At 66.8% G+C, this 14,126-nt stretch carries 16 protein-coding genes; 4 read left to right on the top strand and 12 right to left on the bottom strand.

The features are described from left to right. Positions 1 to 5: 5 nt before the first annotated feature. The 4 genes from IY145_RS06600 to IY145_RS06585 all read right to left on the bottom strand — a co-directional run bounded on the left by IY145_RS06600 (position 6) and on the right by IY145_RS06585 (position 4,056). Entirely contained in the window at positions 6 to 1,238 is a 1,233-nt protein-coding gene (locus tag IY145_RS06600) for a hypothetical protein (protein ID WP_196407470.1), read from the bottom strand. Positions 1,239 to 1,357: 119 nt separating this feature from the next. Further along, positions 1,358 to 2,470 carry a tRNA epoxyqueuosine(34) reductase QueG gene (queG, locus tag IY145_RS06595; RefSeq protein WP_246722222.1) on the bottom strand — a complete coding sequence of 371 codons (1,113 nt, stop codon included), beginning with the start codon at positions 2,468 to 2,470 and terminating at the stop codon, positions 1,358 to 1,360. Between the two features lie 14 nt (positions 2,471 to 2,484). Continuing rightward, positions 2,485 to 3,177, bottom strand: a complete 693-nt coding sequence (locus tag IY145_RS06590) for a glutathione S-transferase family protein (RefSeq protein WP_196407469.1) — start codon at positions 3,175 to 3,177, stop codon at positions 2,485 to 2,487. 252 nt (positions 3,178 to 3,429) lie between these two features. After that, positions 3,430 to 4,056: a L,D-transpeptidase gene (locus tag IY145_RS06585; RefSeq protein ID WP_196407468.1), complete on the bottom strand. Its 627-nt coding sequence runs from the start codon at positions 4,054 to 4,056 to the stop codon at positions 3,430 to 3,432. A gap of 183 nt (positions 4,057 to 4,239) precedes the next feature. Here IY145_RS06585 and IY145_RS06580 point away from each other — a divergent pair, with 183 nt between their 5' ends. Beyond that, a complete protein-coding gene (locus IY145_RS06580; protein ID WP_196407467.1) occupies positions 4,240 to 5,286 on the top strand; it encodes a hypothetical protein in 1,047 nt (348 codons plus the stop codon). Between the two features lie 18 nt (positions 5,287 to 5,304). Here the strand turns inward: IY145_RS06580 and nth are convergent, their stop codons facing one another. Continuing rightward, a complete protein-coding gene (gene nth, locus IY145_RS06575) occupies positions 5,305 to 5,994 on the bottom strand; it encodes an endonuclease III (RefSeq protein WP_196407466.1) in 690 nt (229 codons plus the stop codon). Between the two features lie 44 nt (positions 5,995 to 6,038). Between nth and IY145_RS06570 the strand changes: the two genes are divergently transcribed. Together IY145_RS06570 and IY145_RS06565 are read left to right on the top strand one after the other, a co-directional pair. Next, positions 6,039 to 6,551 carry a DUF2244 domain-containing protein gene (locus IY145_RS06570; RefSeq protein ID WP_196407465.1) on the top strand — a complete coding sequence of 171 codons (513 nt, stop codon included), beginning with the start codon at positions 6,039 to 6,041 and terminating at the stop codon, positions 6,549 to 6,551. A 47-nt stretch (positions 6,552 to 6,598) separates the two neighbouring features. Beyond that, positions 6,599 to 7,459 carry a methylated-DNA--[protein]-cysteine S-methyltransferase gene (locus IY145_RS06565; RefSeq protein ID WP_196407464.1) on the top strand — a complete coding sequence of 287 codons (861 nt, stop codon included), beginning with the start codon at positions 6,599 to 6,601 and terminating at the stop codon, positions 7,457 to 7,459. Between the two features lie 2 nt (positions 7,460 to 7,461). On the opposite strand, the gene IY145_RS06560 is transcribed toward IY145_RS06565, so the two are convergent. Beyond that, positions 7,462 to 8,112: a DedA family protein gene (locus IY145_RS06560; protein WP_196407463.1), complete on the bottom strand. Its 651-nt coding sequence runs from the start codon at positions 8,110 to 8,112 to the stop codon at positions 7,462 to 7,464. 129 nt (positions 8,113 to 8,241) lie between these two features. Further along, positions 8,242 to 8,682, bottom strand: a complete 441-nt coding sequence (locus IY145_RS06555; protein ID WP_246721822.1) for a hypothetical protein — start codon at positions 8,680 to 8,682, stop codon at positions 8,242 to 8,244. 417 nt (positions 8,683 to 9,099) lie between these two features. On the opposite strand from IY145_RS06555, the gene IY145_RS06550 reads away from it, so the two are divergent. Then, the gene (locus tag IY145_RS06550) at positions 9,100 to 9,369 is read left to right on the top strand and encodes a hypothetical protein (RefSeq protein ID WP_196407462.1); all 270 of its coding nucleotides are present in this window, start codon (positions 9,100 to 9,102) and stop codon (positions 9,367 to 9,369) included. 69 nt (positions 9,370 to 9,438) lie between these two features. On the opposite strand, the gene IY145_RS06545 is transcribed toward IY145_RS06550, so the two are convergent. The 5 genes from IY145_RS06545 to IY145_RS06525 form a co-directional block, all read right to left on the bottom strand. Beyond that, complete coding sequence (locus IY145_RS06545) at positions 9,439 to 9,879, bottom strand: VOC family protein (RefSeq protein ID WP_196407461.1); 441 nt, start codon at positions 9,877 to 9,879, stop codon at positions 9,439 to 9,441. Between the two features lie 141 nt (positions 9,880 to 10,020). Then, complete coding sequence (locus IY145_RS06540) at positions 10,021 to 10,215, bottom strand: hypothetical protein (RefSeq protein ID WP_196407460.1); 195 nt, start codon at positions 10,213 to 10,215, stop codon at positions 10,021 to 10,023. A 190-nt stretch (positions 10,216 to 10,405) separates the two neighbouring features. Next, the gene (locus IY145_RS06535) at positions 10,406 to 11,302 is read right to left on the bottom strand and encodes a radical SAM protein (RefSeq protein WP_196407459.1); all 897 of its coding nucleotides are present in this window, start codon (positions 11,300 to 11,302) and stop codon (positions 10,406 to 10,408) included. A 159-nt stretch (positions 11,303 to 11,461) separates the two neighbouring features. Further along, positions 11,462 to 11,944, bottom strand: a complete 483-nt coding sequence (locus IY145_RS06530; RefSeq protein ID WP_196407458.1) for a hypothetical protein — start codon at positions 11,942 to 11,944, stop codon at positions 11,462 to 11,464. A gap of 18 nt (positions 11,945 to 11,962) precedes the next feature. Beyond that, a complete protein-coding gene (locus IY145_RS06525; RefSeq protein ID WP_196407457.1) occupies positions 11,963 to 13,996 on the bottom strand; it encodes a sensor domain-containing diguanylate cyclase in 2,034 nt (677 codons plus the stop codon). Between the last annotated feature and the right edge of the window lie 130 nt (positions 13,997 to 14,126).

The following is a 14,126-nucleotide window of genomic DNA, read 5'->3' as shown; positions in this document are numbered from 1 at the left end:
GGGCGTCACCGCACGACGATGCGGCCCATGCCCCAATTGGGCTCGACGCGCGGACGCCGCGTGCGGAACTGCCCTTTCAGCACCAGAGCGAAGGCGATGGCGTCGAGGCCGGCGAGCGTCAGCCACCAGAGCTGCTCGGCCGCCGGACCCAGCACGCTGATCGTCAGCCCCGTCGCCAATCCGCCGAGCAGGAAGGGCGCGAGCACCGGCCGCGTCCGCCCGATGACATAAAAGGCGCGGGCGACGATGGCCGCGAGGCCGAGCGCGCCGAGAACGCCGAGATCGAACCAAACCTGGAACAACAGGCTGCGCGGCGTGTCCGGATAGAGATAATGGCCGGCCACGCCGAACACGGCCGCGCCGAAGCCATGGCCGATGAGCAGTCGCGGCCCGTCATTGGCGATGATCCGGCCCCAGGTCTCGAGCGGCGCGGCGAAGGCCGGCAGACGCTCGGGCGCGGCGAGATGCAGCAGCATCGGCGCGAGCGGCGCGAGCAGGATCAACGCCGCCGAGAGGATCGCCAGAATAGAGCCGGCGCGCCGCGCCTTGCCGAAGGACAGCGCCAGCACGAGCGCGCCGACGATGAGCGCCGGCAGCGCATTGGGCGCCCGCGCCAGCAGGCAGGCCGCGACGCTGACGAGAGCGACGACGGCGGCGGAAACCCAGCGGCCGCGCAGCGCCAGCGCGCCGAGCGCCGGCCAGATCGCCAAAGCGAGGCCGAGACCGGCGCGCTGCAAGGCGTTGCTGTCGAGATCGACCGGCTGATCGCCGCCCCCCGCCGAGAGAAGAGCGACCGCCGCGAGCGCCGCCGCGGCGGCTCCGGTGCCGATCGGCAGCAGATTGAGATTGGAGGTTTTTGTGCGCGTGGGCAGCAGCGCGCAAGCGGCCGCGACGAGCGCCAGAGTGGCGGCGCTCTTGGCGAATCGCTCGGCCGGTCCGGCGCTGAAGGGCGTCCAGGCGAGGGACAGCCCGGTCCAGCCGACGAAGAAGAAGGCGGCGAGGGCGGTCGGCGTCAGCGCCAGCACGGCGATCTCCCGCAACCGGCGCGTCCCCGGCGCGAGACTCGCGGAGAGCAGCAGCAGAGCGGCGCCGATCGGCAGCAGGATATAGATCGTCTGCCGCGTCAGGATCGGCGCGAGCTGGGAGATGATGAACAGCAGCATGATGCTGAGGCGCGCCAAGAGGCGCGCCGCCTCGGCGGCCGGATCGTCAATTGTGCGTCGCGATACATTGGACATGGCGGCGGCGTTCGGCATAGGGCGCGAGCCTGAAAGGCGGCGCGGAGAACTCTACTGTTTGTGGTTCGGCGAATCCATGGATTCGCCGGCGTTGCGCCGCGGCAATCTGCGTCGCGACGTCACTTTTTCGAGAAGTGTGTCTCTTTTGCCCACTCCTCGCGTACGGAGCCGTCGTCCTCGCCGGGGAGAGTCTTCCCGGCGATGGAGGAAAAATCTCCCGCCGGCAAGAGGCGCGCGAGCGCCCAGACGGCCGCCCCGCGCGCCAGCGGCGACGGGTCACCGAGCAGCGGCTCGACCGCGGCAGCGAGCGCCGGAATTTTCGAATTGCCGATCGCGATCGCCACATTGCGCCGAAAACGGGCGTGGCCGAGGCGCTTGACCGGCGTTCCCGCGAATAATGCGCGAAAGCCCGGATCGTCGAGCGCGGCGAGATCGGCGAGGGCGGGCTCGGATAGCTCCTCGCGCAGAGCGAGCTTGGCGTCGCGCGTCGCTTGCGCGAATTTGTTCCAGGGGCAGACGGCGAGACAATCGTCGCAGCCGAACACGCGATTGCCGACGGCCTCGCGAAACTCGCGCGGAATCTGGCCCTTGTGCTCGATGGTGAGATAGGCGACGCAGCGTCGCGCATCGAGCCGATAGGGCGCCGGAAAGGCCTTGGTCGGACAGATGTCGAGGCATTTGCGGCAGGAGCCGCAATGGTCCTGCTCCGGCGTGTCCGGCTCCAGCGCGAGGTCGGTGAAGATCGCGCCGAGCAGCAGCCAGGAGCCGAAGCGCCGCGAGACGAGATTTGTGTGCTTGCCCTGCCAGCCGAGCCCGGCGGCCTGGGCCAGCGGCTTCTCCATCACCGGCGCGGTGTCGACGAAGACCTTGACCTCGCCGCCGCCCGCCCGCGCCAGCAGGAAGGAGGCGAGCTGCTTCAGCCGGCCCTTGATGACCTCGTGATAATCGCGCCGGCGGGCGTAGAGAGAGATCGCGCCGCGATCGGGCTTCGCCAGAGTCGCCAGCGGATCGCCTCGCGCGCCATAATCGACGCCGAGCATGACGATGGAGCGGGCCTGCGGCCACAGCGCTTCGGGCGAAGCGCGCCGATCGGCGGTCTCCTCCATCCAGCTCATATCGCCATGGGCGCCGACGGCGAGCCATTCGGCGAGACGCTCGCCGGCCTTCGCCGGAGCGTCGGCGGGCGTGATGGCGCAAAGATCGAAGCCGAGCTCGAGCGAGCGGCGGCGCAGCGCCTCCTCGAGGGTCAGAAGTCCAGCTCGGCGTAGACCGGCCCCGGCGTCATGCCCGGCGTGCGATCGGCCAGCAGGGGACGGAAGGCCGGCCGCGACTTGATGCGCTGATACCAGTGCTTGACCGTCTCGTCTTCGTCCCATGGCACGTCGCCCAGATAGTCGACGCAGGAGAGATGGGCCGCCGCCGCGAAATCCGCATAGGTCAGGGATTCGCCCGCCAGCCAGCGCCGCGCCTCGGTCAGATAGCCGATATAGCGGATATGGGGACGCAGATTGGCCCGCGCGACCCGCAGCAGGTCCATATCCGGCGCGCCGCCGCCGATCTCCGCGGCGAGAAAGCGTTTGTAGACTTTCTCCGTGACCAGATAATTCGTCACCTCTTCGAAGAATTTGCCGTTGAACCAGTCGATCAGCCGGCGCGTCTCGATGCGCTCGCGCAATCCGTGCGGCATCAGCCGCAGGCCGGAGAAATCCGGCGGCAGGCAATCCTCGAGATATTCGACGATGACGCTCGCGCCCGGAACCACGGTTCCGTCGTCGTCGACGAGGACCGGCGTTCGGCCGGCCGGATCGAGCGTCAAAAACTCCCGCCGCCGCTCCGCCGCTCTCTCCTCGATCAGCGTCGTCTCGATTCCGTATTCGGCGAGAATCAGCCTCACGAAACGCGAATGGGGGCAGAGCGGATGATGATAGAGTGTGGGCATGGAGCCGTGAGGTGACGGCGAAACGCCGGAACATGGGACGGGCCGCGCCGAAGCGGAGCCGTCCGTATATGTCGGCGCGCGCGGCGCGACAAGCGCGGAGATTGTGCGCCGCACGCGTCGGATTTTGCTCCAATTGGTTGAAAATGATCCGCTTTGCGCCGGCCTGCCGGGGCGCCTCCGCCGTCTTCCGCAATCCGCCTTTTTTATGGGCGGTGTTAATGAAACGTTTCTGTTCCATGGCCGCCGGCGCGCTCACAGGACGATCACCTGCGCGCCGAGCTTCACGCGGTCGAAGAGATCGCTCACATCCTCGTTGAGCATGCGGATGCAGCCCGAGGAGACCGCCTGTCCGATCGACCAGGGCTCGTTGGAGCCGTGGATGCGGAACATGGTGTCGCGCTCGCCCGAATAGAGATAGAGCGCGCGGGCGCCGAGCGGATTGTTCTCGCCGCCCTCCATGTGGCGGGGCAGGTCGGGGCGTCGCTTCATCATGGCGGCGGGCGGCGTCCAATCGGGCCATTGCGCCATGCGGCCGATGCGGGTCTGGCCGTTCCAGGCGAAGCCCTCGCGGGCGACGCCGACGCCATAGCGCATCGCGCGGCCGTCCGGCAGCGAGAGATAGAGCTGGCGATTCTTGGTGTCGACGGTGATGGTTCCCGCCGGCTGGCCGGTCGGATCCTCGACCAGAGCGCGGGTCGAGGTCGGATATTCGCGGGCGACGCGAGCGTCCTGCGTCGGCGCTGCGACGGAGCGGCCCTCGAAGAGCGCGAGGAAAGGATTGCTCTCGGCGCGGGCGGCCGGAGCGACGACGATCGCCGTCGCGGCGACGGCGGCGAAACAAGCGGCCGCGGCGCCGCGGGTCGAGAATGCGAAGCTCATCACGTCCTCCCGTTTCGTTCGGATGTTCGATGGCTTCGATGTAGCCGGAGCCTGGCCGCTGAGACGTGCGGCCGCGCACATTGCGGCGCGCCGCGTGACCGCGGCGAGTGCGCGAATCTTGCGTGCGTGGGCGTCGCGTACTACGGTGACGATATCTGTTATTTTGTTTTCAGGAGCAAAATTATGCTCGATACGCCCGCTCCCAAGGGCAATGAACCCTTGGACTATCCCGATCCGATGCTCGCGCATTTCTTGAGCGCGCTCGATGTACGGATCAAATCTCTCGACTTCGAGATCGACGAGCGCGGCCAGCCCATTCTCGACGAGGTGCGCGATCGGCTCGCCAATTTTCCGATCATCGGCTCCGAGCACTCCACATGGAACGAGGCCTATCGGCTCGAGCGGCTCCTCGCTCTGATCGAGCCGCCGAGCCGCTTGTTCGCGGAGCTGACGCGCCGCACGCAGGAGGCGATTGAGGAAGGCGTGCCGACAGCGGTCCGATTGAAGGAGACCCTCGAGGATGCGAAGAGAACCCTCGTGGATACGGCGCAGCCTCCGAAGCTGAGAGGCGACGCCGTCGCCGCCGCGCGCCTGCTGCTGCTCGACGCATTGGAGGAGATTCACTGGTCGGCGCAGCGCAAATTCTATGGCCGGCCGCTGCAAAAGGCGGCGACGTCGCGCACGATCAATGTCGGCATTCTGACGTTCTTCCTGTTCCTCGCGCCTTATCTCTACATCTATTTCTATCATGTGCTGCCGGAGAAGAACGACGGCCCCTTCCTGCCTTTCTCCTGGTTCCCGGCCTATACGGCTTTGACCGCGGGTCTGTTCGGGGCCTTTTTCAGCCGGCTGATGTCCTTGCAGTCGAGCGGCAATAATCTCACGCTCGGCGTGCTGAAGGATGCGCGGAACTGGAGCTCGATCCTCTCGCGCGGCGTCGTCGGCATGTGCGGCGCGCTCATCGTTTTCTTCTTCCTGCAGTCGAAGCTTCTTGGCGGCACTTTGTTTCCAGATTTCGCCGAGCTCGGCCTCGCCATCACCAAATGGCCGCATGCGACCGCCAATGGCCAGCCGGTCGACGGCTTTCACTGGCTGCTGATCTTGCCGAATCAGCAGCTCGCTCTGCTCGTCGTCTGGAGCTTCCTCGCCGGCTTCTCGGAGCGGCTCGTTCCCAATGTCCTCGCCTCGACGGAGAAGACGCTGTCGGACGCGATCAACAAGACGAAATAGGCCGCGCCAGGGCCCGGCTCAGATCGTCTTGCCCTCGAAGCGGCAGAGATCGGCGATGATGCAGCGCGCGCATTCCGGCCGGCGCGCCTTGCACACATAGCGCCCGTGCAGGATCAGCCAGTGATGGGCATGCAGCTTGAAGCGCTCGGGCACGATTTTCTCGAGACCCGTCTCCACCTGCTCGACCGTCTTGCCCTTGACGAGCGGCAGGCGGTTGGAGACGCGGAAAATATGCGTGTCGACCGCGATCACCGGCACATGAAAGGCGATGTTGAGCACGACATTGGCGGTCTTGCGGCCGACGCCCGGCAGCGTCTGCAGCGCCTCCCGGTCGCAAGGAACCTCGCCGCCGTGCTTCTCGATCAGCTGCGCGCAGAGGGCGATGACATTCTTCGCCTTGGTGGGATAGAGGCCGATCGTCTTGATGTAGCCGCGGAGCCCTTCGACGCCGAGCGCGAGCATCTTCTGCGGCGTGTCGGCGATCGCGAACAGAGCGCGCGTCGCCTTGTTGACGCCGACGTCGGTGGCCTGCGCGGACAGCACCACGGCGACGAGCAGGGTGAAGATATTCACATGCTCGAGCTCGCCTTTGGGATGCGGATCGGCCGCCTCGAGACGCGCGAAAATCTCCTCGATACGGGCGGCGTCGCGGCTGCGCGGCGATGCGGGGCGCCGCGCCTTGGCGAGCGGGCTCTTTTCGTTCGGCATAAAGGCGTTATAACTCGACGAACCGGAGAACGAAAGGCGGCGGCGTGACGGCGAGCGCTCCTTCGGCGGAAGTCATTGCGGCGGAAGCCATTTATCAGACGCGGCTGATCCCGCATCGCTCGATGACGCTGCGACAGGCGCATGTGTTCATCCTGCTGTTCGGCGCGGGGACATGCGTGCTGTCGGTTCCCTTTTATATTCTCGGCGCCTGGCCGGTGGTCGGCTTCATGGGGCTCGACGTGCTGGCGCTCTATGTCGCGCTTCGCGTGAGCTTTCGTTCGGCCAAAGCCTTCGAAAGCCTCAGCCTCACCCCCTTCGAGCTCGTCATCGTCAAGAAGAGCGCCTATGGACTGCGGCAGGAGCGGCGCTTCGACACTTATTGGCTGCGGCTCGAGACGGAGGAGGACGAGGAGTTCGGCATGCAGCGCGTGCTCATCGTCTCGCGCGGCGAGCGCGTCGAGATCGGCGCTTTTCTCGCGCCGGAGCAGAAGGCGGCGCTCGCTGGGGAGCTGTCCCGCGCCTTGGCGACGGCGAGGCGGGGGCCGGTCTATTCTTGAAACCTTTTCGGGTGGCGGCGTCCGCCCGCGCGCGCCATGATGCGCGCATGACTCTGCGCTCCGCATCCTACTCCCCGACGCTTCCCGCTCCCGCCGATAGATGGCCGGAGGAGGATTATGCGACGGTCGTGGAGACGATCCGCTTCCTCGGCGAGACCGGGGGCCGGCCGCCCTCGGTCGCAGAGACGGCGCGGGCCGTGGGCCTCGCAGAACCGCAATTGCGCGTTCTGCTCCGGCGCTGGGCCGGGCTCTCGCCCGAGGCCTTTCTCGAGGCGTCGACGCCGGGCCACATTCGCGCGCTGCTCGACGCCTCCCCCGCGCTCGGCGCCGCGCGGGCGTCCGATCTCTTCATCGCCTGCGAGGCGCCTCCCGTCGGGGCGTTCGAGCGGGGTGGGGCGGGGCTCGCAATGGGTTATGGCTTCCATCCCTCGCCCTTCGGCGAGGCGGTGCTGATCGCGACGGAGCTGGGCCTGATGGGCCTCGGCTTCGTCGAGGGCGCGCGCGAGGCCGTGCTCGAGGATTTCCGCCGCCGCTGGCCGAAAGCGGGATTCTCGCAAGACCAGGAGGCGACCGCGCCTTTCGCGCTTCGGGTCTTCGATCCGGCGCAATGGCGGCCGGAGCGTCCCCTGCGCCTCGCCTTCCTCGGCTCGGCCTTCGACGTGGCCGTATGGGAGGCCCTGCTGTCGATCGAGATGCGCCGGGCGACCACTTATGGGGCCATCGCGGCGCAGCTCGGCAAGCCCCGCGCCGCGCGGGCGGTGGGGGCCGCCGTCGGGCGCAATCCCGTCTCCTTCGTCGCGCCCTGCCATCGCGTCTTCGGGGCGAGCGGCGCGCTCACCGGCTATCATTGGGGGCTCACGCGAAAGCAGGCGATCATCGCCTGGGAGGCGGGACTCCCCGCAGGATAGCGTCACGCGCGCCGGTCTATGCGCGCGAAATGCGCCTCCGCCTCTCTGGTCAGCCGCTCCTCGTGGATTTTCCAATAGCGCCACAGCACGAAGGCGCCGATGACGGCCCCGCCGAGGCCGATCCAGCCGACGGGCCCGGCGATCCGGTGGATGGCGGCGCCGAAAACATAGCCGCCGAGGCCGAAGACCAGCGACCAGCATATGCCGCCCGCGGCGTTGTAGAACAGGAACTTCAACGGATCGAAGCGATTGGCGCCGGCGAGCACGGCCGCCAATATGCGCAAAAGCGCGATGAAGCGGCCGAAAAACACAATGGAGCCGCCCCAGCGCATGAAGAGATATTGCCCGAGCCGCAATTGCGGCGGCCCGACGCCGATATGGGAGCCGTAGCGCATCAGCAGCTTCACGCCGAATTCACGGCCGATCCAAAAGCCGACATTGTCGCCGAGTATGGCGCCCGCCGCCGCGGCCGCTATGACGAGCCAAATATCTATATTGCCCGAGTGGCCGGCGTAGATCGCAGCGCCGACGAGCGTGGTCTCGCCGGGGAGGGGAATGCCGGAGCTCTCGAGCGCGACGACGATGAATATGGCCCAATAGCCATAGGTCGTCAGAATCGAGACAATCTGAGCTTCGTCGATCAGTCCTGACATCCGCCGCCTCTGTCTCTCCCGCGCAGGGGCGGCATTGTCGCTGCCGAAGGGGCCCCGGGCAAGAGCGCGCGGAGCAAGAGCGCGCGGGGCGATACACGCGGGGGGTGGGGCGAGGGCCGGGGGCCGCCGTCAGCGCGCGTCGAGACGCGCGGCGCGCTGCAGGCGGGCGACCCCGTCGAAGGAGAGGCCGCCGTCGCGCCGAACGAAAGGCAGCTCGAAGCCCTTCACGGCGTCGGCGAATTGCGCGCCGCCTTCCAGCGCCTTTTCGACGACCCGGCGCAATCCGCTCAGGATCGGCTGATCGGAGCCGATCATCTCGCGGGCGAGCTGCGCGCGCTCCATCTCATCGGCCCGCAGCGCGAAGTCGCGCACCACCACGGCCACCAAGCGCCCTTCGCTGACCCCATTCTCCAGCGCAACGGCGCGGACTCTCTCGGCGAAAACGCCTCCGATGCAGAATGTCGCGGCCTGCGCGACCTTGTCGTTCGAGCATGAATGGATGAGATCGGTGACGAGCATGACCTTTTCTCCGTCCTGCGAACGAAACTCTCCTGCTCCGTCGGAATGCATCTTCGGAATTCCCGTCTCTTTATGCGGAATCTGTGCGTCGTATTGTCGGCTTCCCTTCGAAACGCCGTCCCGCCGCATATCCTCAGGCGCCGACGCAAAAGCCGGACCAAATTTTCCGATATTTTTCGACGTCTTTCTCCGCATCGTTCCTCGCCGTTATATCGTCGCAAAACTGGATTTCATTTGAATCTGTTCGGTCATTCCGGCGTCCTACGCCTCGCCGCGTAAGCAAAACGTCGTAGAAGTGAAAAGGTTTCATCGCGCTCCGCCCGCGCGAGACGGATGAAGTGGCGGCGAAGGCCTTGCCGGCCGTCGAAGCGGCGCAATTTCTGAGGAGAGAGTCCGCGCGGATGGGGCGCGCCCTGCGCCCGTCACGTCGGCTCTCGAGGAGGAATGTCGATGGAACGTCGCGCTTTTATGAAATTTTTTGTCGCCGGCGCGGCGGCGGCGCTCGCCGCCGGCCCCTCGCAGGCGCTCACCTCGGTCGCGCCGCTCGACGCTCCGCGGGCGCAGGAGCCAGCCCCGCAGGCCGCCGTGGCCACGCAGGAGGATATCGATCGGGCGCAGGTCGAAAAGACCTATTGGTATTACCGCCGCCGTGTCTGGCGGCCGCGCTGGCGTCGCCGCTTCTACCGGCGCTATTACCGGCCGCGCTTCTGGCGTCGCCGCCGTTACTATTATTACTGAGCGCGCGCCCGAGCAGGCGTTCGTCGCTTGGTCGACGAACGCCTGCTCGATCGAAGCCTCGCTCGGCGATCACCAGGAGCCGGTGTTCGGCATGGAGCTCCAGGGCTCGGCCGGCGGCAGCGGCGCGCCCTTCTGCAGCAGCTCGATCGAAATCTGATCGGGCGAGCGGACGAAGGCCATAAAGCCGTCGCGCGGCGGGCGGTTGATGGTGACGCCGGCGGCCTGGAGCCGCGCGCAGACGGCGTAGATATCGTCGACGGCGAAGGCGAGATGGCCGAAATTGCGGCCGCCCGCATAATCATGCTCGTCCCAATTATAGGTGAGCTCGATCAGCGGCGCGCCCGCGCCCTTCGCCTGCGGAAGATCGTCCGGCGCGGCGAGATAGACGAGCGTGTAGCGGCCCTTCTCGCTCTCGGCGCGACGCACCTCGACGAGTCCGAGCTTGCCGCAGAAGAAGTCCAGCGAGCTGTCGAGATCGCCGACGCGGATCATGGTGTGGAGAAATTGCATGTTTGCGCGCCTTTGGTGCGGTGGGAGGAGGCGAGCATAGCCTCCCCGCCGCCCCGACGCACGCGCCGATCGGCGATCTAGAATCTTTTGTTTCGACGCGTTTCCAACGCCGAACGGGCGTCTGCTTCGGCTGGAGACGCTCTATTGGTGGGGCGGAATCTTCAGCGCCGTCTCGAGCGCGATGATCATCGGAATGATCGCTTCCTTCTCCTGCTCGATCGTGCCGAATTGGGCGGATTGCAGCCTCTGCTCGACCTCGTGGATAGTGAACAGGCGCCGCTCCAGGACAATCAAGAGCTCCTTCGCGATCTGCGGCTCGAGCTCGATCTTGATCATGCGCGCATCTTCCCCTCTCGGCTTTTGCTTTGACGCGTTTCCAACGCCGAACCGGTGTCCACTTCGGCTGGAAACGCTCTAATGGTCGACTCGCCGCGCCGAGGGCTTTCGCGTCTCGATTCTGGTCGACCGAGCGCATCATGACGGCGATCGTCGGGGGACGCTGTGCGCCAGCGCATATTGCGAAGCTTCAGAGACCGCGCGCCCAGGCCGGCCGCAGCGGCGCCGTCTCCGGCGCTGCGATGGCGGCGCGCAATTGCTCGAGCAGGCGCGGCTTGTCGGCGCCGAGCGTGCCGCGCAGGACCAGCCAATTGGAGGCGTGGTCGCTGCGGAAGACAGTCCGCTTCAATTCCAGCCGCGAGAGGAGAATTTCTATCTCGCGCAGTAGGCCCGCCACGTCGAGAGGCGCGAAATCGGGGAATTTGCCGCGAAACCGCGCTTCGCCCGCGGGGAAGCTGACGACGAGCGTGGCGAGGAACTCCGGCTGGGCGGCATTGAGCAGAGCTGCCGAATTGACAGCGTGCTGTTCGCTGAGCGACGCGCCGCCGAGGCCGTTGAGAATCATCACCGAGCGCTTGATTCCGGCCTCGCCGAGCTTCTCCAGCGCCTCTTTCGTCGAGGCGAAGGTCTCGCCCTTGTCGACCCGGGCGAGCACGTCGTCATCGCCCGATTCCGCGCCCACATAGACGAGCGACAGGCCGAGCTCGGCGAGTTGGCGCAGCTCGGCGACGGATTTGCGGCTCACATTGCGCGGCAGGCAATAGCTCGACACGCGGCGCACGCCGGGCAGCTCGCGGCGGATCGCCTCGAGAATGGCCGCGAGACGACGCGTGGACAATGTCATGGCGTCGCCATCCGCCAGAAACACGCGCGCCACCGAGGCGCCGTAGATCTCGCCGCAGCGCTTGATGCTCTCCATCACCTCCGCTTCGTCGCGGGGACGGAAGCGCTTCTGCGGCGCGGTGTACATCTCGCAGAAAGCGCAGCGGTTCCACGAGCAGCCGTCGGTCACCGGGAGGATCAGCGATTCCGCTTCGCTCGGCGGGCGAAAGACGGGCTCGACATAGCGGATGGGGGCGTCGGTCATCGCGCAAGTCTAGCGTCTTTCCATGTTTCATTGAAACATGGAAAGACGCTAGATTTTTGCTTTGACGCGTTTCCCACGCCGAACCGGCGTCCACTGCGGCCGGAAACGCTCTGACCCGAGGACGGCGAGAACGTAAAATATCCTCGCCGCCCCGCCGCCTCAGTGGCGGATGTCGAATTTGATCGGCGTGCGGCCGTCGGTCGCGCCGACTTGATCGGCCGAGGAGGAGGCCTCCGAGGCTTCCGCCGCCGCTGTCGCCTGCCGCTGGACCTTGCCCTCGGCGGCGGTCGGCTCGATGGCGTCGAGCGGGGGCCTGTGACGGAGCGAGCGCCGTCGCGGCGATGCGGGCCGCCCCGCGGGAGCCGTCCGCCGTTCCGCTCGTCGTGCGGGCGGCCGCTGCGGCGCGCGGGCGTGGGCCGTTTTTGTCTTTTTCGGTTTCGCCTGGCGCGAAACCACCGTCAGAGCGCCGATGTCGGTTTGTCCAAGCGCTTCGATCGGCGCAACCGCCGCGATGACGAAACCGATCGCGAGCGCCGCCGCCTGCGCATTCCAGATGTTTTTTGCTATTTCCCCGAATCCGAGCTCTAGCCTGTGACCGAGGCCGAGCGGTGACAGCTCCGACAAAAGATCGAAGTGCGACATATATGTCCTACCTCGGCCTCATGTTCCCGGGCCGGAGACGATGCGATATTGGTTTCTGCCGCTCTCCTTGGCGTGATAGAGCGCGCGGTCGGCGCGCGCCAGCATCGGGTCTGGCCCCTCCATCTTCGATGTGAACAGAGCGACGCCGACGCTGACCGTGGCGCGCAGCTCTCCGCCCGGCAGAGCGTAGGGGGTGGCCGCGAGCGCGCAGATTTTCGCAGCCATGGCGGCCGCGCTCGCTTCGTCGCGCGCTTTGGATTGGAGGATAGCGAATTCGTCGCCGCCGAGCCGCGCGACGACGTCGCCGGCGCGACAACGCCCTTTCAGCCGCCCGGCGAGCGCTTCGAGCAGCGCGTCGCCGCTCGCATGGCCCAGCCGGTCGTTGACCTCCTTGAAATGGTCGACGTCGATGTAGTGCAGCGCGAAGGGCTTGCCGCCGGCCTCGGCGTTCGCGAAGGCGCGGCGAAGCGCGTCGATGAAGCTTCTGCGATTGGCGAGGCCGGTCAGAGCGTCGGTCTGCGCGAGAATCGCGATCTGGTCCGCGACTTCCTTGCGCTCGGTCACGTCGAGCGCCACGCCTTCGATCAGTTGCGATCGCCCGGAGCGGTCGCGCGCGGCATAGCGGGCGTCGAGCCATCTATAACCGCCGTCGCGTCGCCGAAAGCGAAATTCCACCATTCCGCCGCGTTTTCCGTCCGCGGCCGCCCGCGCCAGCGAGGCGCCGACCTTTTCGAGATCGTCGGGATGAACGCAATTGGCGAGGCTGCTCGCGGGGTCGGTGAGCTCCCAAGGGTCGTAGCCGAACAGCGCGATGTTGTGGGACACATAGACCAGGCGCGGCGTGCGGCCGTCCATTCGCAGACGGAACAGCAGCGTCGGGCTGCGCTCGACCACCTCATTGGCGTCGCGGAGCCTGTCGACATAGCGCTGACGCGCGACCGAGCCGCCGATGATGTCGCCGAGTATGCGCAGCGCGTCGATCTCGGCCGCTTTCCACTGGCGTTCGGTCCGGCAGTCTTCGACCTCGACCCATCCCCATGCGGCGTCGTCGACGACGATTGGCGCGAACAGCGCGGAGCGCACGCCGGCGCGCTCGAGAAAGGCCTTGGCGGGGCCGGGGTCGAGCGCGCGCGTCGCGGCCGACACCGGCCGGCGCTCCGTCAGCGCGGCGAGTAGCGGATCGGACAAAAAGGCGCTGCGCGTCTTGTCGACCTCGAAAAACGTCGCGTCCAGGGTGAGCGGAGACTCGGGCCTCTGCCAGAAATGGAGCAGGGAAGGGGGGCCGGTCAGCGCCGAGCCGGATTCGAAGACGAGAATGCGGTCGGCGCCGATCGCCGCTCCGACGGATTCGAGCAGGTCGGGGATCGCGGCAGCGCTGGGGGTCGCGGTGGTCAGCTCGGTCGCCGCGGTCGAAACGGCGTGAAGCAGGGCGTTTCGCTGATGGAGCGCCTCTGACAGCGCTTCCTGCAGCAGTCTGCGTCGCGACACGGACACCAGCCAGCCATTGGCGCGCAAGCCGAGGATGATCAGCACGGCGGTGAAGGCGGTGAGCAGCGCGCCCATCGCCGCAGCCGTGGGTTCTCCCCGCGTGAAGAGCGCGATGATCGGCGGCGCGACATCCGGCGCGATGAAACCGAACATCGCCGGCAGATAGGACGAATTGGTGAGGACGGCGCCGGCCGCCATGCCGCCGGCGGCGAAGACGACGAAGGCGTGGTAACCCGCGTCGGGCGTCAGCCATAGCACCGACGAAGCGGCTCCCCAAAGGCAGCCCGTGAGCGTCGAGCCGAGCGCCCAGAGCGACAGAAAGCGCCGCACCTCGTCCGGGGAAGACTGTGAGGCGCGAAAGTGTCGCGCATGCGCGACGCGCGCCGTCACCACTGCGACGAAGGCGAGAAGCCAGGCGGCGATCTGCGCGCCCGAGTAGAACTCATGGAAAATACCCGCGACGATTACGGCGTTCACCGCATTGAAGACGAGAACGGACTGGCCCTCGGCGAGCATCTGCGCCTGATCCGCTCGGATCGAGGCGCCGAGGGTCTCCGGATCCAAGATTTCTTGCTCTTCGGAACGCGAACCGCGCCCAATACGATACATGGTTCGAACTCCGACGCGCCGCGGACAGAGGAAACGCAATTTTTGCCGAAATGTCCCGAATAGCTTTTCGGCAGCGAGGGAAATG

It is taken from the genome of Methylosinus sp. H3A, from assembly GCF_015709455.1.
Lineage (GTDB): Bacteria > Pseudomonadota > Alphaproteobacteria > Rhizobiales > Beijerinckiaceae > Methylosinus.
Note: the sequence above shows the minus strand (reverse complement) of the source record. Positions and strands in the feature narration are given on the sequence as shown.

Coding starts and splice junctions, on each gene's coding strand:
- IY145_RS06540 (WP_196407460.1), bottom strand. CDS start 10,215: ATGATCAAGATCGAGCTCGAGCCGCAGATCGCGAAGGAGCTCTTGATT.
- IY145_RS06585 (WP_196407468.1), bottom strand. CDS start 4,056: ATGAGCTTCGCATTCTCGACCCGCGGCGCCGCGGCCGCTTGTTTCGCC.
- IY145_RS06555 (WP_246721822.1), bottom strand. CDS start 8,682: ATGCATTCCGACGGAGCAGGAGAGTTTCGTTCGCAGGACGGAGAAAAG.
- IY145_RS06565 (WP_196407464.1), top strand. CDS start 6,599: ATGACTCTGCGCTCCGCATCCTACTCCCCGACGCTTCCCGCTCCCGCC.
- IY145_RS06535 (WP_196407459.1), bottom strand. CDS start 11,302: ATGACCGACGCCCCCATCCGCTATGTCGAGCCCGTCTTTCGCCCGCCG.
- IY145_RS06560 (WP_196407463.1), bottom strand. CDS start 8,112: ATGTCAGGACTGATCGACGAAGCTCAGATTGTCTCGATTCTGACGACC.
- IY145_RS06530 (WP_196407458.1), bottom strand. CDS start 11,944: ATGTCGCACTTCGATCTTTTGTCGGAGCTGTCACCGCTCGGCCTCGGT.
- IY145_RS06600 (WP_196407470.1), bottom strand. CDS start 1,238: ATGTCCAATGTATCGCGACGCACAATTGACGATCCGGCCGCCGAGGCG.
- IY145_RS06545 (WP_196407461.1), bottom strand. CDS start 9,879: ATGCAATTTCTCCACACCATGATCCGCGTCGGCGATCTCGACAGCTCG.
- IY145_RS06580 (WP_196407467.1), top strand. CDS start 4,240: ATGCTCGATACGCCCGCTCCCAAGGGCAATGAACCCTTGGACTATCCC.
- IY145_RS06550 (WP_196407462.1), top strand. CDS start 9,100: ATGAAATTTTTTGTCGCCGGCGCGGCGGCGGCGCTCGCCGCCGGCCCC.
- nth (WP_196407466.1), bottom strand. CDS start 5,994: ATGCCGAACGAAAAGAGCCCGCTCGCCAAGGCGCGGCGCCCCGCATCG.
- IY145_RS06590 (WP_196407469.1), bottom strand. CDS start 3,177: ATGCCCACACTCTATCATCATCCGCTCTGCCCCCATTCGCGTTTCGTG.